21 protein-coding genes and 2 tRNA genes are annotated in these 26,912 nt (G+C 46.0%); 16 read left to right on the forward strand and 7 right to left on the reverse strand.

Annotated features, from left to right (window positions below; all coding sequences use genetic code 11):
* Positions 1-40 precede the first annotated feature (40 nt).
* From ACZ5KY_RS06985 to ACZ5KY_RS07005, 5 genes are all read left to right on the forward strand, one after another.
* Complete coding sequence (locus ACZ5KY_RS06985) at positions 41-598, forward strand: uracil-DNA glycosylase (protein WP_464243174.1); 558 nt, start codon at positions 41-43, stop codon at positions 596-598.
* A gap of 169 nt (positions 599-767) precedes the next feature.
* Positions 768-1,580 carry a tryptophan synthase subunit alpha gene (trpA, locus tag ACZ5KY_RS06990; protein ID WP_464243175.1) on the forward strand — a complete coding sequence of 271 codons (813 nt, stop codon included), beginning with the start codon at positions 768-770 and terminating at the stop codon, positions 1,578-1,580.
* Positions 1,581-1,592: 12 nt separating this feature from the next.
* Positions 1,593-2,441 carry an acetyl-CoA carboxylase, carboxyltransferase subunit beta gene (gene accD, locus ACZ5KY_RS06995; RefSeq protein ID WP_464243176.1) on the forward strand — a complete coding sequence of 283 codons (849 nt, stop codon included), beginning with the start codon at positions 1,593-1,595 and terminating at the stop codon, positions 2,439-2,441.
* A 1-nt stretch (position 2,442) separates the two neighbouring features.
* Positions 2,443-3,708 carry a bifunctional folylpolyglutamate synthase/dihydrofolate synthase gene (locus ACZ5KY_RS07000; RefSeq protein ID WP_464243177.1) on the forward strand — a complete coding sequence of 422 codons (1,266 nt, stop codon included), beginning with the start codon at positions 2,443-2,445 and terminating at the stop codon, positions 3,706-3,708.
* 4 nt (positions 3,709-3,712) lie between these two features.
* Positions 3,713-5,833: an LPS-assembly protein LptD gene (locus ACZ5KY_RS07005; protein WP_464244646.1), complete on the forward strand. Its 2,121-nt coding sequence runs from the start codon at positions 3,713-3,715 to the stop codon at positions 5,831-5,833.
* 38 nt (positions 5,834-5,871) lie between these two features.
* On the opposite strand, the gene ACZ5KY_RS07010 is transcribed toward ACZ5KY_RS07005, so the two are convergent.
* On the reverse strand, positions 5,872-6,984 hold the full coding sequence (locus tag ACZ5KY_RS07010) for a THUMP domain-containing class I SAM-dependent RNA methyltransferase (RefSeq protein WP_464243178.1): 1,113 nt from the start codon (positions 6,982-6,984) through the stop codon (positions 5,872-5,874).
* A gap of 353 nt (positions 6,985-7,337) precedes the next feature.
* On the opposite strand from ACZ5KY_RS07010, the gene ACZ5KY_RS07015 reads away from it, so the two are divergent.
* The gene (locus ACZ5KY_RS07015) at positions 7,338-8,111 is read left to right on the forward strand and encodes a J domain-containing protein (RefSeq protein ID WP_464243179.1); all 774 of its coding nucleotides are present in this window, start codon (positions 7,338-7,340) and stop codon (positions 8,109-8,111) included.
* On the opposite strand, the gene aat is transcribed toward ACZ5KY_RS07015, so the two are convergent.
* From aat to ACZ5KY_RS07030, 3 genes are all read right to left on the reverse strand, one after another.
* Positions 8,108-8,833, reverse strand: coding sequence for a leucyl/phenylalanyl-tRNA--protein transferase (gene aat / locus ACZ5KY_RS07020; protein WP_464243180.1), 726 nt, complete (start codon positions 8,831-8,833; stop codon positions 8,108-8,110). The two genes, ACZ5KY_RS07015 and aat, sit on opposite strands and share 4 nt — an antisense overlap.
* 7 nt (positions 8,834-8,840) lie before the next feature.
* Positions 8,841-11,105 carry an ATP-dependent Clp protease ATP-binding subunit ClpA gene (gene clpA / locus ACZ5KY_RS07025; RefSeq protein WP_464243181.1) on the reverse strand — a complete coding sequence of 755 codons (2,265 nt, stop codon included), beginning with the start codon at positions 11,103-11,105 and terminating at the stop codon, positions 8,841-8,843.
* 63 nt (positions 11,106-11,168) lie between these two features.
* The gene (locus tag ACZ5KY_RS07030; protein ID WP_464243182.1) at positions 11,169-11,480 is read right to left on the reverse strand and encodes an ATP-dependent Clp protease adaptor ClpS; all 312 of its coding nucleotides are present in this window, start codon (positions 11,478-11,480) and stop codon (positions 11,169-11,171) included.
* A 236-nt stretch (positions 11,481-11,716) separates the two neighbouring features.
* Here ACZ5KY_RS07030 and ACZ5KY_RS07035 point away from each other — a divergent pair, with 236 nt between their 5' ends.
* From ACZ5KY_RS07035 to ACZ5KY_RS07060, 6 genes are all read left to right on the forward strand, one after another.
* Entirely contained in the window at positions 11,717-12,034 is a 318-nt protein-coding gene (locus ACZ5KY_RS07035) for an FtsB family cell division protein (protein ID WP_464243183.1), read from the forward strand.
* An 80-nt stretch (positions 12,035-12,114) separates the two neighbouring features.
* On the forward strand, positions 12,115-13,779 hold the full coding sequence (gene argS, locus ACZ5KY_RS07040; protein WP_464243184.1) for an arginine--tRNA ligase: 1,665 nt from the start codon (positions 12,115-12,117) through the stop codon (positions 13,777-13,779).
* 18 nt (positions 13,780-13,797) lie between these two features.
* Positions 13,798-14,607 carry an SPOR domain-containing protein gene (locus ACZ5KY_RS07045; RefSeq protein ID WP_464243185.1) on the forward strand — a complete coding sequence of 270 codons (810 nt, stop codon included), beginning with the start codon at positions 13,798-13,800 and terminating at the stop codon, positions 14,605-14,607.
* A gap of 104 nt (positions 14,608-14,711) precedes the next feature.
* A tRNA-Met gene (locus ACZ5KY_RS07050) sits at positions 14,712-14,788 on the forward strand.
* 48 nt (positions 14,789-14,836) lie between these two features.
* A tRNA-Met gene (locus ACZ5KY_RS07055) sits at positions 14,837-14,913 on the forward strand.
* A gap of 117 nt (positions 14,914-15,030) precedes the next feature.
* Entirely contained in the window at positions 15,031-16,881 is a 1,851-nt protein-coding gene (locus ACZ5KY_RS07060; RefSeq protein ID WP_464243186.1) for a DUF6538 domain-containing protein, read from the forward strand.
* A 169-nt stretch (positions 16,882-17,050) separates the two neighbouring features.
* On the opposite strand, the gene ACZ5KY_RS07065 is transcribed toward ACZ5KY_RS07060, so the two are convergent.
* On the reverse strand, positions 17,051-17,605 hold the full coding sequence (locus ACZ5KY_RS07065) for a recombinase family protein (RefSeq protein ID WP_464243187.1): 555 nt from the start codon (positions 17,603-17,605) through the stop codon (positions 17,051-17,053).
* Between the two features lie 311 nt (positions 17,606-17,916).
* Between ACZ5KY_RS07065 and ACZ5KY_RS07070 the strand changes: the two genes are divergently transcribed.
* On the forward strand, positions 17,917-20,385 hold the full coding sequence (locus ACZ5KY_RS07070; protein WP_464243188.1) for a DUF4062 domain-containing protein: 2,469 nt from the start codon (positions 17,917-17,919) through the stop codon (positions 20,383-20,385).
* A gap of 129 nt (positions 20,386-20,514) precedes the next feature.
* Here ACZ5KY_RS07070 and ACZ5KY_RS07075 read toward each other — a convergent pair whose 3' ends face one another.
* Positions 20,515-20,814, reverse strand: a complete 300-nt coding sequence (locus ACZ5KY_RS07075) for a hypothetical protein (RefSeq protein WP_464243189.1) — start codon at positions 20,812-20,814, stop codon at positions 20,515-20,517.
* Between the two features lie 682 nt (positions 20,815-21,496).
* Positions 21,497-21,811, reverse strand: a complete 315-nt coding sequence (locus ACZ5KY_RS07080) for a hypothetical protein (protein WP_464243190.1) — start codon at positions 21,809-21,811, stop codon at positions 21,497-21,499.
* A 523-nt stretch (positions 21,812-22,334) separates the two neighbouring features.
* Here ACZ5KY_RS07080 and tilS point away from each other — a divergent pair.
* The 3 genes from tilS to folP all read left to right on the forward strand — a co-directional run bounded on the left by tilS (position 22,335) and on the right by folP (position 26,890).
* Positions 22,335-23,720, forward strand: coding sequence for a tRNA lysidine(34) synthetase TilS (tilS, locus tag ACZ5KY_RS07085; RefSeq protein ID WP_464243191.1), 1,386 nt, complete (start codon positions 22,335-22,337; stop codon positions 23,718-23,720).
* Positions 23,721-23,833: 113 nt separating this feature from the next.
* Complete coding sequence (ftsH, locus tag ACZ5KY_RS07090; protein WP_464243192.1) at positions 23,834-25,681, forward strand: ATP-dependent zinc metalloprotease FtsH; 1,848 nt, start codon at positions 23,834-23,836, stop codon at positions 25,679-25,681.
* The gene (gene folP / locus ACZ5KY_RS07095; RefSeq protein WP_464243193.1) at positions 25,682-26,890 is read left to right on the forward strand and encodes a dihydropteroate synthase; all 1,209 of its coding nucleotides are present in this window, start codon (positions 25,682-25,684) and stop codon (positions 26,888-26,890) included. It begins immediately after the preceding gene.
* The last annotated feature ends 22 nt before the right edge of the window (positions 26,891-26,912 follow it).

The following is a 26,912-nucleotide window of genomic DNA, read 5'->3' on the forward strand; positions in this document are numbered from 1 at the left end:
TAAGTCTGGCCGCAATCGTGACGATTATTGGAACCATCCGGTGTCAGGTTTTGGAGATCTTGATGCTCGATTGTGGCTTGTTGGGCTCGCACCTGGTGCACATGGTGCGAATAGAACAGGTCGGCCCTTTACTGGTGATGGCGCGGGAGACTTTATGTACCCGCTCATCCATCAGTCAGGCTTTAGTAATCAAGCTGTTGCGTGTGATAGTGATGATGGCTTGATTCTTCACGATCTGTATATCAGTAATGCGGTAAAATGTGTCCCACCTGATAACAAGCCAACAGGCGCTGAATTTAATACCTGTCGTCCCTATTTGAAACAAGAGTGGCAGCAACTGTCTCAAGTGGTGGTGATTTTAGCATTAGGCCGTGATGCCTTTATGAGTGTATTGCGCCTTTTAAAGGAGGTTGGGCTGGTTGAACGAATAGCCGATTATCCTTTCAAACACAATGAGGCCTACCGGTTACCGAACGGTCAGTACTTACTCGCGAGCTACCATACGAGTCGTTATAACGTACAGACTCGGCGCATAACTCCTCAACTGTTTCACGCAGTACTAGAGCAAGCTAAAGAGATGTTTGACCGAAATAAATAACATTAAGTCAATATAAACAGTTGTTTGTCTGGCTTGCTGATGCTGGCAGTATTTTTAACATGAGAAAACGGTTGAAACAGAACCCGCTATTGAATTACACTTATGCGATTATGTAAAAGTTGAACTGAAATCAAATTGTTGAATTTGATTGATTGAACAAGGGGATAGCGTGAGGCGGATAGAAAAGACATTTATACAGCTAAAAGAGCGCCAACAAGCAGCACTGATCCCCTTTGTTACCGCTGGCGATCCTAACTTAGCGACAACAGAGCAGATTATTCATACTTTGGTTGATGCTGGCGCAGATATTATCGAGCTTGGAATGCCTTTTTCCGATCCGATGGCTGATGGCCCAACCATTCAAGCGGCCTCTGAAAGGGCTCTTGCTGCCGGGACAACACTTAAGGGTGTTCTAGCTTTGGTGGAGCGTGTTCGCCTGCGGACTCAAGTTCCAATAGTTTTGATGGGATATTACAATCCAATCTTATGTTATGGAGCAAAACTTTTTGCTGAACATGCAAAAAAATCTGGGATTGATGGAGTACTCCTCGTTGATCTTCCGCCTGAAGAAAAAGATGAATTGTGCACCTATTTGGAGCCTCAGGGAATTCATCTGATAACGTTATTGGCACCAACAACTCCAGCGTTGAGAACGGAAGAATTATTGTCTCAAGCAAGTGGGTTTGTTTATTATGTGTCGATGACGGGTGTCACTGGAACAACAAAAGTTGATGGCGCTTCAATTGAAGCACAAGTTAAGCGTTTACGTGATCTCAGTCCTGTACCGGTGGCCGTTGGTTTCGGCATTACTACCGCTGAGGATGCAGAGTTAATTGCACGTTTTTCCGATGCCGTTGTGGTTGGAAGCGCTCTCGTTAATGTTATTAAGCAAAATGCTGATTCGTCTCGTTTGCTCGAAGAAGTTTATCAATTCGTTGATGGCCTTAAACAGGGAATTCTTCGAGCGACAGATCTTACTTAAGTGAGGTAACTCATGTCCTGGTTTAGAAAATCAAAGGCACCCATTACGCCTGTTGCAAAAAAGACTGTTCAAATGCCTGAAGGTATCTGGACAAAATGTAAAAATTGCGCTGAAATTATTTATGCAAAAGAGATTGAGCGAAACCTCAACGTATGTCCCAAATGTGATTATCACTTCCGCATTAGTGCCAAAGATCGTATTGATTTGGTTCTTGATGAAGGTTCGTTTGTGGAGATGGACGCTGGGCTAGAATCCATTGATTTTCTAGAATTTAAAGATTCCAAAAAATACAAAGATCGTATTAAGGCCTCGGTAGCCAAAGCTGGTGGCGGTGATGCAGTGATTTGCGGCAGCGGTACAATTGATAGCCTGCCTGTTGTGGTCTCTGTGTTTGATTTTAGCTTTATGGGCGGCAGCATGGGCTCGGTTGTTGGTGAAAAAATCACACGTGCTATTGAAAAAGGGATTGAGACTCAGGCACCTGTCATTATCTTTTCATGTTCTGGTGGCGCTCGGATGCAAGAGAGTATTTTGTCTCTGATGCAAATGGCAAAAACAAGTGCAGCCTTAGCTAAGCTTAAAGAGGCGGGCTTGCCGTTTGTTTCAGTACTGACTGATCCGACGACGGGCGGTGTTACAGCTAGTTTCGCCATGTTGGGTGATATTAATATGACTGAGCCACGGGCGTTGATCGGCTTTGCTGGTCCCCGCGTTATTGAGCAAACCATTCGCCAAAAACTGCCTGAAGGCTTTCAGCGGTCTGAGTACTTACTTGAACATGGAATGATTGATATGATTGTTCGTCGAAAAGAGATGAAGGCTCGTCTTTCACAAGTGTTACGAATTTTTACGAAGAACTGATATGGCAAAAAATGACATATTGGAGTTTCTCTACGGGCTCCAGATGTTCGGGATAAAACTCGGTCTCGAAAATAGCTATGAACTATTACAGTCAGTGGACAATCCCCAAAACAGTTATGGGATTGTCCACGTGGCTGGAACTAACGGTAAGGGTTCTGTTTGTACCTTTATGCGTGAAATACTAACGCAATCTGGTTATCGCGTTGGCACCTATACCTCGCCCCACCTTCATGAATTTAACGAACGGATCACCATTGACGGTCAGCCTATCGTCGATGATGATTTGATCACTCTTGTTGAAGAACTTCGTGATAAAAACACACACTGCCAAGCTACTTTTTTCGAGTTCACGACTGCCTTGGCTTTGCTTTACTTCTCACGTCAAAACGTAGATATTGTGTTGCTTGAAGTTGGTATGGGAGGAAGGCTCGACGCTACCAATGTGGTTCAGCCCCTCGTTTCAGTGATTACTCCCGTCAGCCGTGATCATGTCAGCCATTTAGGTGATAACCTTGCCGATATTGCTGTTGAAAAGGGTGGAATCATCAAGTCTCACACTCCTGTGGTTGTTGGTCCACAGTCCGATGAAGTGTTGCAGGTATTGACCGATATCGCTGTAGAAAAGCATTGCGACACTTGGGTGAGTGGTGAAGATTATACGTGCGAGCATCGTGATGATTTTTTGTCTGTGACAACTCCTCGAAACCACTGGACAGGGTTAAAACCTCGACTTGTTGGCGTCCACCAGGGGGACAATGCTGCGGTAGCACTGATGACCTTAGAGGTTCTTGCTGGATATGGGTTCCCTGTTACAGATTCTGCCGTTGAGCAGGGGATAGCTCAAGCGTTTTGGCCTGGTCGTTTAGAATGGTGGCCTGGCGCCGATCCTGCCGTGCTACTTGATGGTGCGCATAACATTGCTGGCGCGAAGGTTCTTGCCGAGTACTTAACCTCGCAGAAGTTGTGTCATATACGCTGGGTCGGTGGCTTTAAAATTGATAAAGATGTTCCTGCGATTCTTAATGTGTTATTGCCATTAACGAAAAAGTTTTATGGTGTTGCACCGCCAGTCGAAGAGCCCTATCCTCTGGAGAGTGTTCAGCAACAGATTAATGCCGTCGGTGTTGAATCTCAAAATTATTGTAATATTGGTTTGGCCCTTCAAGCTGCACAGCAAGATTGTTATATTGGGGAAATTGTCGTTGTTGCCGGGTCGTTATTTTTGGTGGCAGCCTGTCGTGAATATTTGATCTCTGTAGGTGAATGACGTGATGCACGATGTAAAGCATAGTTATCGTATTGTGGTAGAGCTTTTGTTTTTCGTTTGCCTGCTGACCACCTCAGCAATTGCTGGCGATTTTGATCAAAGTGATAGTCCGGTGTCGATTCAGGCTGATGAACTTGATTTTGACAAGGCGACGTCGGTCTACTCTGCTCAAGGTCAGGTTGACATACAACAAGACCAAACTAGGCTGCAGGCTGATCAAGTTCATTACAACGCCCTTACCGGTGATGCTGACGCTGTCGGTAATGCAGTGCTAGACGATCCCGATGGGACCCTTGAGGGTGAGTTGATGAATGTCAACATCAAGACAGGTGTTGGCGTTGCCCAATATGCTCACGGTTTTCTTGCTGCGTATAATTTCCATATTTCAGGTGATGAAATTAGCAAGCTCGGTGAAGCCAGTTATCGAATAAAGAATGGTACATTTACCACGTGCGATGGTGATGTTCCCGCTTGGAAATTTGGAGCAAGTGCTCTCGACGTAACCGTCGGTGGGTTTGCGCGTGCTAAGCATGTTAAATTTTATCTCTATGATGTTCCCGTTCTCTATGTCCCCTATTTAGCCTATCCTGTCAGTGATAAACGTGAGTCTGGTTTTTTGTTGCCGATGTTTGGCTATTCCACTGAACTTGGATCGCAGCTATCTCTTGCATACTATCAAGTGATGGGACGCAACATGGATGCCACCCTCTATCTTGATTATTTTTCAGACATGGGCGTTGGTACTGGGCTTCAGTACCGCTATGTTTTCGGTGACGATAATGAAGGTGTCGCCAACTTTTATTATGTGTCGAGCACTGGTGATTCAAACTATAGTGATCTAGATGATCGTTTCGCCTATCGGTGGGATCATCTTGGAACACTATCTGGCGATGTACGCTTTAGTGCTGATGTTGAATACGTCAGTGACCGCGAGTATTTCGAAGATTTTGGTGAGATCGCAGAGGAATACGATAAGGATGAGGTTGAATCGACCATTGCCCTAAGTCGTCGCTGGGGGAATTTATCATTAACGGGGCAAATACTTTATACTAAGGATCTCGATCTTACCGCTAATAATGATACCACTTTGCAACGTCTGCCTGAAATTCAACTGGAATATAATCGCACCCGGCTTGGGGAAAGCCCTTTTTACTTTAGCTTCGATTCAACCTCCACCTACTTTTGGCGACGTGAAGGTCTTAAGGGCGAGCGCGTTGATATGCGTCCCACTCTATCTGCCTTTTTTCAACCTGGAGATATCGTAGAGGTCGAACCTGAGATTGGCTATCGTGAGCGTTTGTACTGGACCTCAAGTGAAGGGCCTGGGTTTGAACATGCTGAAAATGTTGATTTTTCAACGCGTTTTTCGGCCAGGGTCTCACGTATTTTTGATCTTGGTCGGCAGCAGGGCTTGACCAAGATTAAGCACAGTATTGAACCCGAAGTGACCTACTACTACACTCCGAATACTAAGCAGAGTGATTTGCCTTATTTTGATTCACAGGACCTTATCGAAAACAGAAATGAGGTGGAATACGCTCTGGTTAACCGTTTTGTCGGTCGATTTGTTGAAGAAAGTAATCGACCAACTTACCGAGAACTCGGTTATTTGCGTTTTTCACAAAGCCATGATTTTTGGCTCAGTCGTCGCGACCGCGAGGAGAAAGAGGGCACGGATCGTTTCTCCGATATTCGCACGGAACTCATTTTGCGGCCCACTACACAATGGATTGTTGATGTCGATTTGAGTTATGATCCGCACCGCAATCAATTTACAAAATTCAATGCTGAAACGGGTGCCCGTTATTCTGATGATGTCGGTTTCTCTGCCTCATATCGTTACACTGAAGATAATTCAGTCCAAGCTAGCAATGCCTCCGAATATTTGGCTGCGACAGTCGATATTGATTTGTTGAAACCTGTGTATGCTAAGTATGAGTATCGCTACGACCTTGGTGACAAACAAAGACTCGAAAACCTCGTCAGCCTTGAGTATCGTGCCCAATGCTGGAGTTTGTTTGTTAGTTATCGCGATCGCTTAGATGATGAGGAGATTATGTTTACCTTTGCGCTGAGTGGCATTGGTAATGTGGGCCATGTTGGTAGTAGCCTGACTTCAGATTAGTCGTGTTGTGATCAAGGAAATTCAAAACGCCATACCCATTAACGGGTATGGTTTTTTTTTGTTGAATAGAGGGCAACATCAAGGCCGCCATTGGAGAAAGTAAGTCGCGTATTTTGCGGCATCTGTTTGTCGTGAGGCAGGACAATAGCTGTTTCTATATTCGGTGAGTTCTTAAGTTGTTGTGCTAACTTTTTTAATAGTTTTGCCGGTGAGAAAGCGGATGCGAGCCGTTCACCATAAGGGGGATTGCAAATAAATAACCCCTCATCAAATGCGTTAAAAGGGGTAAATGCATCGTGCTGATGAAACTGAATCATCGTTTCTACCCCTGCATGTTTAGCATTATGTTGCGCGGCACTGAGGGCTTCTTCATTCAGGTCACTACCATATATCGTTACGGAAGTGTCACGTTTAAGTTTGTTTGCTTCGCTGATGAGGGCATTCCAAAGTCCTTGACGGAAACCAGGCCAGTTCATAAACGAAAACGTGCGCTGGTTGCCGGGGGGGATGTTTGCCGCAATCATCGCTGCCTCAATTGGGAAGGTTCCTGATCCACAGAAAGGATCCCATAGTGGTACCTCGCCATGCCAGTTGCAATGGAGAAGGCAGCCCGCAGCAAGGGTCTCACGTAAGGGTGCGGTTGTTGATTTAACCCGATAGCCCCGTTTGTGCAGTAAGTCACCACTGCTATCAATAGAGATTGTGCACATATCTTCATCGAGACGGACAAAGATCATTTGGCTCTCTTGGCCAGTATTGCTACCTGCTGCGGTGGTTCCGAGAGCTTTATTGATCGCGTTTTCGATGGTTTCAGCAACGCGGTCACTATGGATAAGCCGAGATCCACGGCAGGTGACACGCAGAGTAAGCGGACGATCTGGCTGGATAAAGCGGCCCCAAGGTAAACGGAGTGATTTCCGGTGAAGTGTTGGGAAGTCGCGACAGCTAAAGCTGTCAAGGCGCACCAAAACTCTGCTAGCGCTGCGTAGCCAGAGGTTGGCAAGATAGAGATCTCGTAACTTGCCCGAAAATGTGATGCCACCGTGACAGAGGGTCAATGGAGCGTCAACCCACTGCGATAACTCTTTGGCGCAGGTGGATTCAAATCCCGGTGGGACAATGACAAAAAATTGTTCGGTGGTGTTTTTCATTTGTGCTCCAATGTTAGGATAACCCCCGTATGGGGTGCGAAAGACTAACACATTGCTGTTGATGTTGCCAGTTTGAGAGTTGAGATCGGTGGTGGCTACCGTTAGTGGTCATAGCTTTGTTGCTATACCATATGTAGCTCTTTAGGCTGAAAATGTTTTTTGTTCAATATCGGCAGTAGGTTGCACGGTTTTTATTTCTAATACTGTTGGATGCCGATAAATTCTAATGGTTTTAACTGTAAATTCAAGGGGATTTGTCTTTGTTTCTAGCGCTTTTTCAGTATAATACGACCCAATGTCATTGATTCTCAGAGATTGACTGCGTTTGTTGTTATTTATCCTTAAGGTATGCAATGTCTTCATTTGCCGAAACAGAACTTTTAGATGCCTGCCGTGTGCTATTTAGTGGCGAGTTGCAGATTAATCGAGATTTTCTGTATTACATCCAACCCAGTGGGGTTAAGACGGCGTATCGGCAAAAAGCGAAAGAGACACATCCTGATCGTTTGATTGGTGCCGCACCTGAGGAGTATGATCGTCGCGCAGAACTGTTTCGTGACGTCAGTCAAGCCTACCAATTGCTCGATTCATTTTCATCAACTGAGCGCAAGAGGATTTGGACACCAGCAGATTGGAATGCTGGGTTTAACCAACAGCAGCCGTCTACCTCTAATCCATCTTATTCGAAACCGCGTGAGACCCGTAACAATCACTTCGAAACGGATGAATCACCCTTTAGTTTGCCTAAGCGCCATCTTGAGACGGGGCTGTTTCTCTATTATCGTGGCGTTATTTCGTATGCTGAAATGATCGAAGCTTTAGTGTGGCAACGGCGCCAGCGTCCTATCCTTGGTACTTTGGCGGAACGTTGGGGTTGGTTGAAGGCCAGCGACGTTCAAGCGATCAATCGTAGGAGTGGTTGTCGTGGTCGGTTTGGCGCACGTGCTGTTGAGCTGGGTTACCTCACTTCGTTTCAGGTGCAGGTGTTGCTCCGTCATCAGCGTCAGCTACAAAAACTTTTTGGTCAGTATTTCGTTGAGCAGGGCATGCTCTCGCTAGACCAAATTGATGCCTACATTCGTGAGCAGAAACAACATAATTTCCGTTACCAGCCAGTTCGTGGTTAATCGCTCATGGTTTGGTTAATACTTATATCTTGTTTGCCGCGACAAAACTCTCCCGCTTTAATCTGACCGTCTTTCATTATTTCACACCCCTGTAATCGATTTAAAAAATCCCTGCGAGATATGTCGTAAGCTCCCAACGAATGCAGATGTTCTGTGGGGAGCTGGCAGTCAATTAAGTTGAAGTTCTGTCGTTTAAGGTGGTTTGCCAGCGCAATGAAGGCCAACTTTGATGCGTCACGGCGAGTGTGAAACATTGATTCGCCACAAAAACAACGACCAATCGCGACACCGTAAAGCCCCCCGATTAATTCCCCATTCTCCCAGCACTCAACGGAGTGTGCGTACCCCATGGTGTGAAGTGCTGTATAGGCCTTTATCATAGCGGGGCTGATCCATGTTTCGGCGGCGCGTTGATTTGTTGTCGCACATAGCTCAATGCAGCGTCTAAATGCGCGGTTAAAAGTGATGTTGAATTGACCTTTTCGGGTTGTTTTTGCCATGCTGCGTGAGATGTGGATTTCGTTAGGAGCCAATACACAGCGCGGATCGGGTGACCACCAAAGCAGTGGATCGCTGGGGTGCCCCCACGGGAAGATGCCGCAACTGTAGGCTGATAGAAGTCGTTGCGGGGAGAGATCACCACCGACAGCAAGCAGTCCATCATCTTCAGCCAGATAAGGAGCGGGGAAAATCAATTGGTGATCAAGGGCAAAAATAGCCATAATTGGATTACTTTTTGTTTGCACTAAAGCGAAACGTCAAGGTGTCATGACGGGAACCTACCTGTGCCTGACCTCCGTGAGCAAGTGAACCGAATAGGATTGCTTCGGCCAATGGGTCGCTGAGTTCTTCCTGAATAAGCCGGCTCAGAGGGCGGGCGCCAAATTTGGGGTCAAAGCCATGCTGGGCAAAATAGTTTCGCGCTGCTGAACTTAAGTGGAGGGTGACGTTGTTTTCATCTAGCCGTTGTTGAAGTTCGGCAACGAATTTATCAACAATGTTGCGAATGTCGTCTGCTGCCAATGCTGAAAAGACAACTGTTGCATCAAGGCGGTTCCGAAATTCAGGAGAAAATGTTTTAGCTAAGGCTTGGTCGGGGCTTCCACCTGAGAAACTCCCCTCTGCATTAAATCCAATGAGGGTACTGCTCATCTCGCGTGCGCCAGCATTGCTGGTCATAATTAAGATGACATTGCGAAAGTCTGCTGTTTTGCCGTTGTTATCCGTCAAACTACCATGATCCATGATCTGCAATAAAATGTTGAATAGATCGGGGTGGGCTTTTTCGATCTCATCGAGCAAAAGGACCGTGTGTGGTTTTTTGCTGACGGCATCGGTCAGCAAGCCTCCTTGATCAAAGCCTACATAGCCCGGAGGAGCACCAATGAGTCGGGCGACAGAATGCTTCTCCATGTATTCACTCATGTCAAAGCGGCTAAAAGCGACACCGAGCTCAGTGGCAAGTTGTCGTGCCACTTCTGTTTTGCCAACGCCCGTAGGGCCGGCAAATAAAAAAGAGCCGATGGGGTGTTCTGGGTGTCCCAGCCCAGCGCGTGAGCGGAGGATCGATCGCGTAATGAGCTTCAACGCTTTATCTTGACCGAAGACTTTGCGTTTTAGGCGTTTTTCAAGAGTGATAAGGCTTTTTCGGTCATCACGCGAAACCGAGCGTGGTGGGATTTGAGCCATCTCGGCAACAACAGATTCGATGTCTGCAACTTTAATAGTTCGCCGTTTCGTCTGCTGAGTTCTTAGCCGCGCACCAATCTCGTCAATGAGGTCGATGGCTTTGTCGGGAAGGTGGCGATGGGTCAAGTAGCGATTGGATAACTCGGCTGCCGCACGGAGTACATCATCACTGTAGCGGATATTGTGGTAGCTTTCGTAATGTTTCTTAAGCCCTTTGAGTATCTCAATGGTTTCTCCAACGCTTGGTTCGTGTACGTCAATTTTTTGAAAGCGACGAGACAGGGCGCGATCTTTTTCAAAAAGTGATTTGTATTCATCATAAGTTGTGGCGCCGATACAACGGATCTCTCCAGAAGCTAAGGCAGGTTTTAACAAGTTGGATACATCCATGGTGCCGCTACCTGTCGCGCCCGCGCCAATTATGGTGTGGATCTCATCAATGAAAAGAATTGGTTTATCTTTTTCGCTGAGCTCATGTAGGACTGCCTTAAGACGTTCTTCGAAGTCACCGCGAAATTTTGTTCCAGCAATCAATGCGCCCATATCGAGAGCAAAGATATCGGTATCTTTGATGAACGCTGGCACATCACCGTTGATAAGCATGGTAGCGAGGCCTTCAGCAAGGGCTGTTTTTCCTGTGCCGGGCTCTCCAACTAGAATAGGATTGTTTTTACGTCGCCGACAAAGAACCTGCAGGGTGCGTTGCAGTTCCGCCTTGCGGCCAATAAGTGGGTCAATTTGCCCCTTCTCAGCTCGCTGACGAAGATTGGTGGTGTAACTTTCTAGAGCTGTTTTTTTAATTGGAGTAGGTTGGCTCTCGGCTTCTTCATCCGTCGTCTCAAAGTGTGGCTGAGGGTGGGGATGTTTCGTTGTGCCATGTGAGATGTAGTTGAGGACATCGAGTCGTAGCACCCCTTGGTTGATGAGCAGTTGGGCCGTATGCGCCTGCTCTTCTGCTAAGATTGACACCAAGAGGTCACCCGAGTTGACACTCTCTTTTCCCGCTGCAGAACAATGGGTGATGGCATCTTGTAGGATTCGTTGTAGGGCAACTGTTTGCTCCGGAATTTCATCATCCAGCAACTCGATGTCGTCAAGACTCTCAACTTGGGTGGTGAAGTAATCATTCAGGGTGTCGCGCAGTGTGTCGATGTGGCCGCCGCAACTGATCAGGATCTGTTTAGATTCGTCAGTGTAGAGCATGGCGTAGAGTAGGTGCTCTGTCATGAGGTATTCATGGTGACGGCGTTTAGCTTCTTGCACGGCAAGTGAAAATATAATTTGAACGTCTTTTGTGAATGTCACGAAACAATTCTTTCTATCAACTGCAATGGCTAACGTTATTGCAGTGCTGATATAGATTTTTTGTTAGCCTCTGTCAAGACTGCAACGTAAAGGATATCCTGACTCTTTGGCGTAGTGATGAGCTTGAGTTATCTTCGTTTCGGCAACCTCATGTGGATAGCAGCCGCACGTTGCTTGCCCTTCAGTATGTATGGTCAACATAAGGTGGGCGGCATCACGAGGCGTTTTACGAAAAACTTTTTCCAAAAGCTCGATAACAAATTCCATGGTGGTATAATCATCATTATGCATAATGACATAAAAGCGAGGTGGTTGGGTGGTTTTGTCTTGCCCTGCGGTGGTGCTATTGGGAGTGCTATTGATTTTAGTTGTCATGACCGAACCTTTCTGATGTGCTTTTCACTCGTAATGTTAGTTGTAAACTGTTTTGCTGAGATTTATGTGATTTACCTTGAATTGCAGCAATATAGTATATTTTTATTTGTTCAACAATTCAATGATGGTGAATGTTGTGGAATAAACGGTTGAACAAAAAAAATGGATGGAATAAACTGGCAAAATTGTTAAGTTGTGTGCGAATATTTATCTTTTTCTTGAGCTATGGTTAATCGATGACATCTGAACCGTCAGACGATCAAAGAAAACGTGCCATAAAGTCCCGACCTGTCTGTTTAACTCTTGTGGCACTGGTTGGGTTGAGCTTTGCTGTGTTTGGTGAAAAAGGTGCGTTGCGCTTACATCAGGTGCGTCAGCATCAAGCTCAGTTGATGGAGCACGTTCAGCAGCTCAATACGAGTAATCTTGTGTTGCGTAATGAGGTTTCCGCACTGCAAAATGATGACCGCTATCTGGAACAGGTTGCTCGTGGGCAGCTAAGTTTTGTCCGTGATGGAGAATTGGTGTATCAGTTTCTGCCACGATCACGTTAATTTTTTAGAAATGTTGATAATCACTTTTTGATGGGGGACGTGTCATGTCCCCTATTTTCATTGGTAAGAAGGTACTTTTTATGAAAACAAGATTGATCGATGCGGTTCAAGCTGCATTGCAGAAATGTTATGATGAGAAAACGCTTGTTTCTGGTGTGATGCCCGAATTTACTCTGGAAGTTCCTGGCCGTACGGATCATGGAGATTTTGCTGTTAATGTTGCAATGATGTTGGCTCGTGCTGAGAAAAAAGCTCCACGTAAAATAGCTGAAATTTTGTTAGAGGAATTAAAGCAACAGCACGACCTATGGGACCGTGTTGAAATTGCTGGGCCGGGATTCATCAATTTTTTTCTACCAGCTCAAAGTTGGTATGCCATTCTTGAAGATGTTTATGCTCAGGGAGACTCTTTTGGCAAGGGAACTGTAGGTGAGGGTCGCCGAGTACAAGTTGAGTTTGTGAGTGCTAACCCAACTGGGCCACTTCATATTGGTCACGGGCGTGGTGCTGCAACAGGAGATGCCGTTGCGTCGGTGTTGCAAGAGGCTGGCTTTGAGGTTCAGCGTGAGTATTATATCAATGACGCTGGTAACCAGATGGATACCTTGGGCCGCTCAATCTTTTTGCGTTACTGTCAGGTCTTCGGTCGTGAAATTGAATTCCCTGAAGATTGTTACCAGGGTGATTATATCAAAACCATTGCCCTTGAGGCACAACAGCAACATGGCGACTTATTTTTGAACTGCCCCGAGCAAGAGGCGATTGCCCACTTCTCCCGTTCAGGCGGTGATGCTATACGTGCTGGAATTGATGATGACCTGAAGTCTTTCGGTATCACATTTGATAACTGGTATAGTGAGCAAACTCTTTATGACCGTGGGTTAGTCAAGGCGGGCATTGATGCATTGACTCGTGACGGTTATACCTATGAATTGGATGGTGCAACGTGGTTCCGTACTACTGACTTCGGTGATGATAAAGATCGCGTTTTGATTCGCTCCAACGGTGTGACAACTTATTTTGCATCAGATGTTGCCTATCATCGTGAAAAATATGGTCGTGGCTTTGATACGGTTATCGATGTTTGGGGAGCCGACCATCACGGTTATGTGCCGCGCATGAAGGCTGTTCTTGCCGCCTTGGGCCGCAACCCTGAAGATTTACAAATCATCTTGGTGCAACTAGTTAATTTACTTCGTGAAGGTGAGCAGGTCGCCATGAGTACCCGCTCGGGTAAGTTTGTCACCTTGAAAGAGGTACTTGATGAAGTTGGTAAAGATGCGTGTCGTTTTTTCTTCTTGATGCGTCGTTCCGATAGCCAGTTGGATTTTGATCTCGAATTGGCAAAAAAACAAAGTACCGAGAATCCCGTATTTTATGTTCAGTATGCACATGCTCGTGTGTGCAGTATTAATCGCAATGCTCAGGATTCTGGTTTGACTTTGCCAACCACAAATACGGTTCAGCTTGACACTTTGACATTGGCCGATGAGCTTGCCTTGGCGAAGATGTTGTCGCGTTACCCTGAGGTTATCGCTGGCGCTGCACTTCAGTATGAGCCCCACCGCGTTACGTTTTACCTCCAGGAACTTGCCGCTAAATTTCATAGTTACTATAACCAGCACCGCGTTATCGTTGATGATGTTGCGACCAGTGAGGCCCGTTTGTATTTGGTTAATGCGGTGAAGATTGTCATCCATAATGCGCTGCGTGTTCTTGGTGTTTCAGCACCAGAAAAAATGTAGTGAATCAGGAGAAGAATTATGAGCCAATCTGAATACTCAAGATCACCACAACAACACAGTCGCCGTCGTCCTATTGTTGCGCTTGTTGTCGTTGTTGTATTGTGCCTCGCTGCCTTTTCACTGGGGATTTTTGTCGGTAAACAGCGGCAGAAAGTTGCTGGAGATGCCGATTCAGGTGCTCCTGTTACCCATCCTGCAGCTTCTAAGCCTGATTCTGTTGTTGCGGGTGAAGATCTGGTTGTTCAGGCTAGGGAAGTTGTTGCCGAATCGGTAGGGAATGTGACGAGTTTGCCAGTGGGTGATGAGGCCAGCGTTGAGGCGGTCGTTGTGGCACAAAACGCTGTTGAATCTGTAGTGGTGGTTGCTCCGCAGCCGAACAGTGACCCTTTGGCGCAACTTACCACGTCTATTGTGAAATCTCCCTTAGGCAGTGGGATGAATTCTACACCAGTTATGGCTAAGGTAACTGTTGTATCCGATCCTGCTGTGGTCCCCGCAGTTGAAAAAACTACTGATTCTGTTGTCGTACCTGAGGTGCAAAAGAAGACGGTCGCAATCCCAACGGCGAGTGTTAGTTCTGCCCCGGGGACTGTGGCTTATGTTGTTCAGGCTGGTTCATTTAAGAGCCGTGTTGATGCTGAAGCACTCCAACTTAAGCTCCAAAAGGACTATGTAGTGTTGGTGCGTAAAGTAGATCTTGGTGCAAAGGGGATCTGGTATCGTGTTCTGGTCGGAACGTCCACAACAAAGAAGGACGCGGTACAAATAAAGGAACAATTACAGTCTCGCTATAAGATGTCAGGTTTTGTTAAAAAAACAACTTTGTAGGCCGCTTTAAATCACTTCCTTGGGTCTGTTTTTTTGAAAATAATTTGTTTGTTTTTTTGTCTTGACTTTGTTGGGCTAAAGACGTAAATTTCGTCTCGATTTGACGCGGGGTGGAGCAGTTTGGTAGCTCGTCGGGCTCATAACCCGAAGGTCGGAGGTTCAAATCCTTCCCCCGCAACCAAAACAACAAAATCAGAGGTGTGAGCCTTTGGTTGTACATACAAAGTTTGGCGGTATAGCTCAGTTGGTTAGAGCATGCGGCTCATATCCGCAGTGTCCGGAGTTCGAATCTCTGTACCGCCACCATCAAGAAGTAAGGCCCAGTCGAAAACGTAGACTGGGCCTTACTTTTATCTGTTTGACCCCCCTTTAGTATTGCTCCACCGTTGCAGGTGCTACATCATCTGCTACATGGGAGCCGAAATGAACAAGACTTATCTCATGCAGCGCGGTGAAGTGTTTTATTTTCGTCGTGCGATACCTGCTGACATCCGTCAGCACTTTTTTAAACAAGAAATTTGGAAATCTACACGTTGTACGCGTAAGCGTGAAGCCTTGGCATTGGTTCGCCGATGGTCTTCTGCGTTTGATGATGTTGCAACATTAATCAGGAGTACTGTATTGACCAAGGAACAAATCGGCGTGATCGTTCAGGACTATATGCGGACATTGTTGGATGGTATGGAAGATCTTCGTGATAAAGGCGCAAACCTTAATGACTTTTACGTAGCCCCACCTGTCTATTCTTCAGACTTTGGCCCTGTGATAGGGAGGGCGTTTGAGGGTACATTTAGTCGTGATGGTAAGCTTATTTCTGCTGATAAGCGGCGGGAGCTTGTTCGGTTTTACCAAGCACAAATTAACAATCTGAAAGAGATCCTTACTGCTGGGTATGTAGCGGATCGCTATGAGCAGGATAATTGCGCTTTTCATGTGGATCTCGAAATTGTTGTTCTGTCATATCAACATGGCGTGACTGACGAAAATTTTCGGATGTTCTATAGAGCCTATGTGAAGGCTAAAATAGCAGCCTATGGAGTCGAAATGCTTCGCGTTAAGGGGGACTATGGAAATTCATATGATGGTGCCAACAGAGGGCTTCTGGTTAAGTCTGAGCCGGTACAGCAAGATGAAGCGTTACCTCAAGGGCCATTATTGAGTGAGCTGGTTCATCAATATTTTGAGACGCAAGAGTCTCAGCGACAGCGTAAGTCGAAAACTGTGTTGGAGTATCGTGGCATGCTCGATGAATTTATTGAAATCATTGGTGACAAGCGAGTTGACCAACTCTGCCGCAACGATATCCATGCATACCTCAAAGTAGCTAAGGGGTTGCCTGCCAATCGCAAGAAGGCCAAGATATACCGTGATAAATCTATCGACGATATTCTTGCTCTTCCTAACGTGAAGCCGCAAGCTGGTCAGACGATTAAGAATGGACTTCGCCAAGTTAAATCGTTCTGCGCATGGTTGGCTGATGAAGGTTATGCTGAGCGCAACGTATCTACAGGCATCAATCATGTCGTACTCAAGCGTAAACGACAGAATGAAGAGCGAGCTGCTTACAGTCAGCAAGATGTTTCTAACCTTGTTAATGGGTTAAGGGCAGAGCGAATGCAGGAGCATCAGCGCTTAGGGTTGAGGCCAAATACGACTTTTCTTGGTCGCCCAGAACGTTTTTGGGTGCCACTGCTGTCTTTGTTCTGTGGGTTTCGTCTTGAGGAAGCTTGTCAGTTGCTGGTAACCGATATCCAACAGGTCGAGGGTAACTTGTGTGCAGTATGTGATTGGTTCGATGAAGATGGTGTTGAAGTTAAGAGTTTGAAGAATACTGCGAGTAAGCGTGCGATGCCGATTCCTCAGGTGCTCCTTGATCTGGGCTTCATGGCTTTCTGGGCGCAAACTAAGGCGGCTGGTCATACTAGGCTCTTTCACCGTTTGAGCAAGGGGCGTGCTGATGGCAAGTACCAAGCTAATTTTCGCGACTGGTACAATGGTCAGAAGGGTAAAGGCATCGGGTTCGAGAATAAGTATGTAGACGATTGCTCCAGTAAGTCGTTTCACAGTCTGCGGCATACATACGCCACAGCATTAGGGCATATGGATATCAGTGATCGTCTCTTGTCGGAGCTTATGGGGCACGCTAAGGAAACCCTCGCTGCCAATCGCTATATGAAGGAGTATGGTTTGGATAAGAAGTTGGAAGTGATGAATCTGATTGATTACGATGTCGATTTTGTTGGGGTTCTTGGTCACTGGGACGATTGGCATTAACTGGCGGATGTTGTCGAATGCTTATAGTGCCCATGGTAACCTCCCTGTGTGTTGAGTAGAGTGTATAGTCAGGGTGGTTTTGTTTTTCGCGGGTTAAAGGAGGGGTAGCTTATAGGGACGGTCGTATCCTATAAAAAGACCGCCGCCACCTATAGCCATTATCTCGTCGTTAAGGTCGTCCTGCTGCAATGATCCTGAAGACACTGCTAGTGCCGATCTCCAGCTCGCGAGCAATAGAGGCTTTACTGAGTCCTTGGTCGAGGTACTCGAACACTTGGGTCGCCTTAGCCATGGCGGTAGCTTTCCTACCTTTATAGACGCCATTAGCTTTAGCCTGTGCAATCCCTTCAGCTTGACGCTCAAGCATCATCTCACGCTCGAATGTTGCGACAGCTCCAAGCATTGTCAACATAAGCTTACCTGTCGGAGTTGATGTGTCTAAGTCTATGTTTAGAGCCTTAAATGCGACTCCTTTAGCCTCCAGCCCCTCAACGATCTCCAGTAGGTGCTTAGTACTTCTGGCTATTCGATCAAACTTACAGACAACAACAGTATCACCTTCACGCACGTAATCGAGCATAGCTTTAAGCTCTGGTCGATCCTGTTTTACGCCTGAGACTTGTTCTTCGTAGATCCTATCAACTCCTGATGCTTTGAGCTTGTCACGTTGTACTTCCAGCGGCTGACCCACTGTTGATGTTCGCGCATATCCGACTAGTGCCATAGCATGTCCCTCCGATTGGTTGTTGTCTGGACACTAGCATTGCGTCCCAATAGAGTCAAGGATGTTGCGGTATTAGTGGCCCAAAATAACTAACCTAGTCCTATTGGGATGAATGTTGTCCTGCCTAGCACAATCCCACAGGGGCATGGTTAAATGGGCTGGTCACTGTAGGCGCGAGCAGGATTGATATTAATTGATAGTTTTGACGAAAGCGTTGGCGTGTCGTATAGTGCCTTTGATGATTTATAGTGTATTCTAATCGCTGCGTAACTATATGACATAAAAGTATGTTTTTGAAATTGAGGGATAGCATGGTTAATAGCAGAAGGATTGTAAAAGTATTTCTCGCTTCACCCGGAGATCTCACTGAAGAGCGAAAAGCTGCAAAAGAAGTCGTTAATGACTTCAACGATCTTTGGGCCGAAGAACTTGGTTATCATATTGAACTTACTGGGTGGGAAGATACCGTTGGAAGTTTTGGTCGTCCTCAAGCTACGATTAATCTCGAAGTTGACCGATGCGAGCTCTTCGTTGGATTGATGTGGAAGCGATGGGGAACTCCGCCCGATATTACTGGTGCGTATTCCTCAGGGTTTGAAGAAGAATTTATGCGAACCCTTAGTCGCCGCGAGAAAAATGGGAGTCCACAAATGAGCCTCTTCTTTAAGGAGGTTAATTCTGATGCTTCACAAGATCCCGGCGAAGAGTTGAAAAAGGTTTTAGCGTTTCAGGCGCGGCTCATTGAGGAAAAAAAGATTTACTACGAAGGTTTTCAGAATGTTCGAGATTTCGAACGAAAGCTTTTGCGATCTATTACTTCTTATATTATAACGCTTCGCGGTGATGAATTAGACCAGTCCTTAGAGCAACCCCAAGCTCGATCCGTAATCGACGATGAGCAGCAAAGCGATGAGCAACAAGCCAACAAAAAGGTTAATCCGTCACCTCTATCCGCAGAAGGCGTACAATTCCTTCGCGAGTTTTTAGATAAAACCGAATCTAAAGACGACTCCGCCATTACCAGTATTGAAGTTGCTAGATTTCGCTTACTTTCTAATATAGTAAAAAATCATAACAACGACGAGAGTTCCTTGGGGGTGCACGACGCAAATCTTATCTTTTCCTACAGGGAGCCGCTTAATCTCGGACACAGCGAGAAAGACCAGCTTGTTGTTAGCGGGTTGGACAATCTGCACTTTGAAACTGTACCGCTTTGGAGGTGGGTTGCTGAATGTGATTATCTGTCCTCAAAAATGTTACCAGTTTTCACGAGATTCGGCCCTTCAAAAAGGCAGGCAAATGCATTCGCTGTCATGCGACTTCTCTCGATGTCTCTTATTGATTTAGGGATAGATGGGCGGGAAGCCTACATAACAGCATGGTTTTCAGAAGTGTCTGATAGTACCGTAAAAGTTGCAGCTCTAAATTACCTCAGTGAGTGTGGCATTACTTCAGACCTATTGATCATCAAAGAAGAGCTTGATAAGAATAATTACCAGACCGCCACAGCTGCGGTTATGGCACTCATTCGAATCAAGCTTCGTGATTGTCGTGAGAAGGCTGTTCTTGCACTTTTTGAACTCCAACCAACAACCCTTGATCAGTGTTTGATTCAAGAATTGTTTGATAATGATAGTACCTTAAGTACAGAGCTCATCTTAAGAGGAGTTGGACATCAGAATGCCGATGTCCGCCGTATCGTTGTTAGCCTTCTGCTTCAACGATGTGCTTTAACCCCTGAGATTGCACAAAAATTGTTGAGCGATAACGATGCGATAATCAGGTGTGAAGCATTGAAGTTCCTTATTGATAATGGAGATGTATTTTCAGATTCTAGGGCTAAAGAAATTATTATCAAGCACCCGTCAACTCAACAACAAGGTTTGGTGGTCGGTAAGCCCGACTCAGCAGGCCAAAGTTGCTGGGAACATTTCAATTTTGAACGGTTAAATTTACTAACTGATAACGAACTTGAAAGGGCAGGCTCAATTTACAATCAAGATAATCGGTTTATTCTAGACATTCGACATTTCAAAAAACGGGGTGATAGCCTACGTTTTGACTTAAGAAATCAATTTGTAGAAGTATTCGACAGGGGATTGGCTTATCTTTCAGGGTTAAATGTTGATGATACAACCATAGAAGGAACACGATCATTAGGTAGTTTTTTAAGGCAAGGTTATGTACGACAGGGGCTTGATATAATATGTCAGAAATCTGACCCTCAAGATCTACAATTAGTTCGAAAAACGTTAAGTAACGATATAAAATATTACTCAGCAGGTGACATAGAGTACCTTCGACAATTTGGCGAATGGGAGGATGTTCCGCTGATCATATCTTTATTGTCGCGACCAGAAGTTAATGACAGTCGTTCTCTTTTGTTGCCATCTGATGTTGCCAGATATAAAAAAGCAGCCAATGTGATCTATGCCTTAGGTAAAGATAGATTGAGTGAGTTGGTGGCAATCGTGATGCCAAGTCAGTTGTTTACTCATCTAATCGTTGAAATTTCAGATCAAATCTTTCGAACTTTGAGTAATGAATCGATCTTGGCCATGTTGAATTTTGAAAATTCTGAGATACGTAAGTTTACGGCAGTAAAGAGTGTAAGGTCCTTACCAAAAAAACGTATAAAAAAAATCTTAAATGATTACTTAGTAGGCGATGAGTATCGTTATTACAATGTGTATCATTGGCTTGATTTAGGTGTGTGTCTCTCGAGAGAAAAAGCGGTACTTGTTGCTAAAAAAATTCTCTACAAGGAATGGAGCTGTTAACTCATAAAAAGAAAAGATGTTTAAAACAACCTTTAAACTTCAATTTGTTCGTCAAACTGAGTTAGTCATCGATAGATAGCTCGTGATAGTTAGAAACACTGGTCGTATTATGTTCTGAAGATTGTGCTTCTAGATGGTAGGGCTGATTCTTATTGAACGCTCGGAGATGTTGTTCTCTGCTGCGTAAACCTCTATGAGGTAATCCTGCATCTCAATGAATCCTATAACTGCATGTTCATCGATCAAGGTACGAAGCTCATACCTCGTCTGTGGCGACAAGGCATCGAAGGAAAATCCTCGGCGGTTTATCGCTTCGCAACTGTAGAGCGTTAGCGCACGACCTCTGATTGCTGGAGGTGTGCACACTGCCCATTCTAGTGTCGTGGCCGATATGTCGTCAGCAACACGGCGTAAGGCTGAGTACCTCATCGTGAGAGCTCCAAATTCGCCTTCTAAGGCACTAAGGTTAGCGAGGGTTAATGTCTAGGCCTTATGTCTTGGTCGAAAGCCTGTGAGCTTATTCAGGGCCTTACAGTTAAACGGAACCCACGCCCCAAGTCCTCTAGATTGATTGAAGTTCTTCTTCAGGTAGTTAATCCAGCCTTCGTCGTTGTATCGTCTGAGATGAACAGTGTCTCTGTGGTGACCTAATGGGCTCTTGTTCGCAGTGAGCATAGCGTGGAGACTGTCGTTAGTTACAGTTTCCAAAACACCCGACTTCAGGGCCTTGATTGCATAATGACTGTGGTTGCGGTTTGTGGCGGCTACCACACCGACGGCTACCAGCTGCGTCTTATACCGTTTAGATAGCGGTCTGATGATTTCCGATTGGACTAAATTGTAGACCGCGTCGGGATCTGAGAGGTTTCTGTGACTGACTGTGAGGGCTAAGTCCCAGCCTATGTGCTTCAAAGCGTTCATGTTGGATCCTATTAGGTACTACTCACCCAACCCAACCTCACATAGTTGAGGCGGTGACTATCAGAGTTTGTGGGTTAGTGGGTGTCAGTACTGGCGTGAATAGATGGAGCCCTATCGCTGACTTGGTGTCCGTGCCACGGATCGCCAGTCATGGCGGTAGATCCATATGGAGGATGTGACTTGTGGAGGGTTATTCGCGGGTAGAGGTAGAGCCAGTTAGTCCTAGGAGGATGTAAGCGTCTCTGAGTCTGATGACCCCAGCGGACTGCAACATCTCAATATTTTCATAGATGCTGAGATATCGTTTAATGGTGAGTGCGGATCGATCCAGATTCGATCGAACCCATCGATTAAACTCGGCTTCGTCGCCTGAAAAACGACCATAGAAAATGTCGTGTAGCTCGCGGCCTGTCTGGCTATAACGAGATACATCATCGAATTGCTTGTTAAACATTTGGGCGTCTTGGTCTTGGGTCGGGACGGTCTTGCGGATGCGTCGGTACATATTGGGTCTCCTTGGTTTCAGGTGTTTTTGTGCCTTTCCCCCCTTATGTACGTCTGACGCACTAATTATATTACTGAATTAAAAAGTAAAATTAAGTGATTGATATTGTAGATGTTTTACTAGATATGAACTACTTAGTTGGAAACTATCTGGGATGGGTGGCGCGGAGTCGCCCGTTTTACTGGTGACAGAATGAATGAAGTGGAGTCACTATAGCGTTTAGAACACATATCAAAACTTGAATGTAATCACCTATGTGATCTTCATTACTATTCCCTCGATTGCTGGGTGGAGTGGCGATGGTTATAGATGAGCTTATTCAACTTGGCTATTGACTCAGCTCTGCTCGCCCTGCTACAAGCTTTGCTACATGATTTAATCGTTGATTGAGTGTGATATTAATCTATGTGAGCAATATTGAGGGCTTTGGTTGTTGCGGTGCGAATCTCTGTACCGCCACCAATTAAGCCCCTTCAGTCGCTGGAGGGGCTTTTTTTATTTAATTTAATAACGGGAGGTTTGCGTGGACGGCAAAAGCGAAATGGAAAAGCTGTTGGCTTTGTCTTTGCGTGGATATCATTTGATCCCTGATGGCGGCCATGTTTTGGTTGCTGTGTCTGGTGGCGTTGATTCCGTTAGTCTGTTGTTCGCTCTAATCTCACTCTCCCATCAGTTTTCTCGCTTCCGGATCTCGGTTGCTCATCTTGATCATGGTCTTCGCGCTACCAGTGCGCAAGATGCCAATTTTGTTTGTCAATTGTGCAGTGATTGGGGGGTGGCCTGTTACGTTGACAGGGTCGATGTGGAGAATTTGGCTTGTCGGTCTGGTTGTGGTATCGAAGAGGCGGGGCGTGATGCCCGACGCGCATTTTTGCAACGGATTGCTGACCAGCAAGGGTGTGGACGAATCGCGTTAGCGCATCACATGGATGATCAAGCCGAAACTGTTTTGCTGAGAATGACTCGCGGTAGTGCTGTCTCAGGTCTCGCAGCCATGGCGTGGCAGCAGGGGCAGTTTATTCGGCCATTATTGAATGTGAGCAGAAGTTCGATTGAGGACTATCGGCAGCACAACAAACTTCCTTTTGTCGAAGATAGTAGTAATGCCGAGGTGAAATATTCACGCAACCGGATAAGGCATGAGGTTGTTCCTGCTCTGCGGCAGATCAACCCAGAGGTGTCCTTGCAGCTGTACCGTTTGTCGCAACGAGTATCTTTAGAGGAATCGTGTTGGCAGCAACAGGTTTTTTCAGTGCTTGATGATTGTGCGGTGTTGCGTGATACAGAGTTGCGCTTGTCTTGCGTCGGGGTTGGGGCGTTGCATCAAGCGTTAAGGCTACGGGTGATTCGTGAATGCTTAAAGCGAGTCCGTGGTGACCTGCGTTGTATTGAGTCGATACATATTGAGCTTGTTGATGGGCTCTTATCATCGTCGCGTCCTCAATTACAGTTGGATCTACCTAACGCCTGGGTGGCTCGTCGTTATGATGTGCTGGTGTTTCGTGTTGAAGCTCCTAGGCCAGCCGTGCCGTTTCAGCTCAGTGTCTCTGGCCCAGGGTCCTACTCTTTGCCTGATGGTTGTGCTTTAAGGGTGGCTATTGTTGAAGCTGCAACTGGAGAGTCGCGGTCGAGGGTGGAGTTCGATGCTGACAAGGTCGCTTTTCCGCTTCAGATACGTACTTTCCGAGCTGGCGATAAGATGTCATGTGTTGGGATGATTGGGAGTAAGAAGGTTAACGATATCTTTGCTGAAAAGTGTATGGAGCAAGAGGATCGGGCTCGCTCATTAGTGTTAGGAAGTGTGAATGGGTTGTTGTGGTTGGTGGGAGTTCGGCGCTGTGGAGAGTGGTGTGTAGATGACAAAACAACCCGCGTTTTGACTATCTCAATATCTACAATTGATACGTAAAATATAATTGAGAAAACACAGTCTCTATGGTAGTTTGAGGCTTGTCTAATTACTGTGAATTTGTCCCCAACGCTGAATGGTGTTGGGAATGAAGTTGTCCCTTGGGAGGAAACGTGAATCAGTTTTATAAAAATATCGCTTTATGGCTTGTGATCTTCTTGGTCATGATTTTGTTGTTTAATATGATGACGCAACAAGATCAGCCTAAAGAGTCTGTGAGTTATACCGTGTTTATGAGTGCTCTCGATGATGGTCGAGTGCAGGAAGTAGTCATTCAGGGGTCTAATATTGAGGGTGTTTATAGCGACGGCACTCACTTCAAAACATTTTCCCCGTCTGACCCTAATTTGATTTCAGAACTGCGTGAGCGCAACATAGTGATCGAAGCTCGTCCTGAAGAGGATCGAAGCTTTTGGATGACGATGCTGGTTTCGTGGGGCCCAATCTTGTTGCTTATTGCCGTTTGGATCTTCTTTATGCGCCAAATGCAAGGTGGTGGCGGTAAGGCGATGAACTTTGGTAAGAGTCGTGCTCGCTTACTCTCTGATACACAGGGGATGGTGACGTTTAAAGATGTTGCGGGTGTTGACGAAGCCAAAGAGGAGCTTGAAGAGATCGTTAACTTTTTGAAGGATCCTAAAAAGTTTACCCGCCTTGGTGGCCGTATTCCGAAAGGTGTCTTACTTGTCGGTTCGCCCGGTACAGGTAAAACACTTTTGGCCCGTGCTATTGCAGGCGAAGCCGATGTGCCATTTTTTACGATCTCAGGTTCAGACTTCGTTGAGATGTTTGTTGGTGTTGGTGCAAGTCGTGTGCGTGACCTGTTTGCTCAGGGTAAAAAGAATGCACCATGCATTATCTTTATTGATGAGATTGATGCTGTCGGTCGTCATCGTGGTGCTGGCCTAGGTGGTGGGCATGACGAGCGTGAGCAGACACTCAATCAGTTGCTGGTTGAGATGGATGGGTTTGAGTCCAATGAGGGTGTTATTCTCATCGCGGCGACAAACCGACCTGATGTATTGGACCCAGCTTTACTTCGTCCGGGCCGCTTTGACCGTCAAGTTGTTGTTCCTCGACCAGATGTTAAGGGGCGAAAAACGATACTTGAAGTTCATTCAAGTAAGGTTCCTATGGCGGATAGCGTGAAATTAGAAGTCGTTGCTAAGGGAACACCTGGCTTTTCAGGTGCTGATTTAGCCAATCTTATCAATGAAGCAGCTCTTTTGGCTGCACGTAGTGATAAAGATTTGGTTGAAATGGCAGACCTTGAAGCTGCGAAAGATAAAGTGATGATGGGTGCAGAACGACGCTCGATGGTGATCACTGAGAAAGAGAAAAAGGTTACTGCCTACCATGAAGCAGGGCATGCATTGGTTGCAATGATGATTCCCGGTGCCGATCCTGTCCATAAGGTTTCTATTATTCCCCGTGGCCGTGCGTTAGGTGTGACAATGTACCTGCCCACAGAAGAAAAATACAGCGAGACAAAAGAAGGCCTACTCATTTCGATGTGCGCTTTGCTCGGCGGTCGTGCTGCGGAAGAGATTTTCTTAGGTAATATCACCACTGGAGCCAGTAATGATATTGATCGTGTCAGCAGTTTAGCCCACAAGATGGTCTGTGAGTGGGGTATGAGCGATAAATTGGGTGCGATCTCTTTTGGTGAGAAAGAGGGTGAAGTTTTTCTCGGTAAAGATATGGGGCATAAGAAAAATTATAGTGAGGCAACGGCGCAGATTATTGATGAAGAAGTGAGCCGCCTTGTTACAGAGTCCTACTCGAGAACTGAGAAGATTTTACGTGATAATAGTGAAATTCTTGAGCAGATGGCACAAGAGTTACTCGAAATTGAAACCCTTGACTCACAAGATATTGCTCGAATTCTGGCCGACCATACAGATGCTGAACCTGTTGCTGAAGCGTCTGAATCTGTTGCTGCCGTAGAGGTTGATGCGTAGGTGAGCCGTTTTGATCTGCGAGTCCTAGACTTGGAGACCGAAGCTCAGGTGCTATCGGCTATGACCGCGCTGGGTGTTGATCCCGCTGGTATTAAAAAGATGGTGGGTAAAGCGCAAAGTCTGAATGTTTTGATTGAAGCAGTCCCTTGTGGTTCTGCCAATATTATAAAACAAGAGATGTTGGCGATTGGAGCCGATGCCGCTGTTGCTCGCGGTTCTGTTACCTGTAGCCGTCAACGGACTGATGTTCTGTTAATGGGGACAAGGAAACAGCTGAATGCTCTCGTGCAACGGTTGCCATACCAGCCTTTTGGGCTTGCAACCGTTGCACAGCAGTTACACACGTTATTAATTCACTGTAGCGAATATCCAACCTATCTAGCTGGTAAAGATTGCAGGCTTGAGTTGGATCATCCGCAGATTATGGGGATCATCAATGTTACCCCTGATTCATTTTATGATGGTGGTGCAAGCTGCACTATTGATGATGCACTACGTCAGGCTGAGGTGCAGGTAGCTGCTGGGGCTGACATCCTTGATGTTGGTGGTGAAAGTACACGGCCTGGATCATTAAGTGTTGCCGAACAAACTGAGTGTGATCGCGTTATCCCTGTTGTTGAGGCAATACGAAGACGTTTTACCATACCGATTTCGGTCGATACCACAAAGTCTTCTGTCGCACAGGCCGCTATAGAGTATGGCGCAAATTTTATTAATGATATCAGCGGCCTGACCTTCGATTCCAACATGGCCCACGTTGTTGCTCAAAGCGGAGCGGGTCTTTTTGTCATGCATACCCGTGGTCGCCCTGAGGTGATGCAGGAGGATACTCAGTATCGGGACCTTGTTGCTGAGATTGTTTCGAGTTTACGCCATTCTACAAATCTGGCTATTGAGGCAGGTGTTTCAATCGATAAAATTTCAATTGATCCTGGCATCGGCTTTGGTAAATCCGTAGACGGTACTCTTGAGATTTTAAAGCGTTTGTCTGAATTGCGCGGTCTTGGCTACCCTGTTCTGTTAGGAGCTTCGCGTAAAAGTTTTATCGGTAATATCCTAAATCAACCGAAGCCTGAACAGCGCCTAAATGGGTCGCTCGCAACGGTCAGTGTGGCTGTGACTCGAGGTGTTCAATTATTTCGGGTCCATGATGTTGAAGCGACTCGCCATGTGGCTGACATGGCATGGGCGATGACCGCTCGTTGTTAATTAAATAATTTTCCAATCGTAT

Source organism: Desulfuromonas svalbardensis, from assembly GCF_055389415.1.

Bases quoted from the DNA above. Each gene is read 5' to 3' on its own strand.
- ACZ5KY_RS07035 (WP_464243183.1), top strand. From the start codon at position 11,717: ATGACATCTGAACCGTCAGACGATCAAAGAAAACGTGCCATAAAGTCC.
- ACZ5KY_RS07080 (WP_464243190.1), bottom strand. From the start codon at position 21,811: ATGTACCGACGCATCCGCAAGACCGTCCCGACCCAAGACCAAGACGCC.
- ACZ5KY_RS07075 (WP_464243189.1), bottom strand. From the start codon at position 20,814: ATGAGGTACTCAGCCTTACGCCGTGTTGCTGACGACATATCGGCCACG.
- ACZ5KY_RS07030 (WP_464243182.1), bottom strand. From the start codon at position 11,480: ATGACAACTAAAATCAATAGCACTCCCAATAGCACCACCGCAGGGCAA.
- ACZ5KY_RS07060 (WP_464243186.1), top strand. From the start codon at position 15,031: ATGAACAAGACTTATCTCATGCAGCGCGGTGAAGTGTTTTATTTTCGT.
- ACZ5KY_RS07045 (WP_464243185.1), top strand. From the start codon at position 13,798: ATGAGCCAATCTGAATACTCAAGATCACCACAACAACACAGTCGCCGT.
- aat (WP_464243180.1), bottom strand. From the start codon at position 8,833: ATGGCTATTTTTGCCCTTGATCACCAATTGATTTTCCCCGCTCCTTAT.
- ACZ5KY_RS07010 (WP_464243178.1), bottom strand. From the start codon at position 6,984: ATGAAAAACACCACCGAACAATTTTTTGTCATTGTCCCACCGGGATTT.
- accD (WP_464243176.1), top strand. From the start codon at position 1,593: ATGTCCTGGTTTAGAAAATCAAAGGCACCCATTACGCCTGTTGCAAAA.
- argS (WP_464243184.1), top strand. From the start codon at position 12,115: ATGAAAACAAGATTGATCGATGCGGTTCAAGCTGCATTGCAGAAATGT.
- ACZ5KY_RS07065 (WP_464243187.1), bottom strand. From the start codon at position 17,605: ATGGCACTAGTCGGATATGCGCGAACATCAACAGTGGGTCAGCCGCTG.
- ACZ5KY_RS07005 (WP_464244646.1), top strand. From the start codon at position 3,713: ATGCACGATGTAAAGCATAGTTATCGTATTGTGGTAGAGCTTTTGTTT.
- ACZ5KY_RS07000 (WP_464243177.1), top strand. From the start codon at position 2,443: ATGGCAAAAAATGACATATTGGAGTTTCTCTACGGGCTCCAGATGTTC.
- ACZ5KY_RS07070 (WP_464243188.1), top strand. From the start codon at position 17,917: ATGGTTAATAGCAGAAGGATTGTAAAAGTATTTCTCGCTTCACCCGGA.
- ACZ5KY_RS07015 (WP_464243179.1), top strand. From the start codon at position 7,338: ATGTCTTCATTTGCCGAAACAGAACTTTTAGATGCCTGCCGTGTGCTA.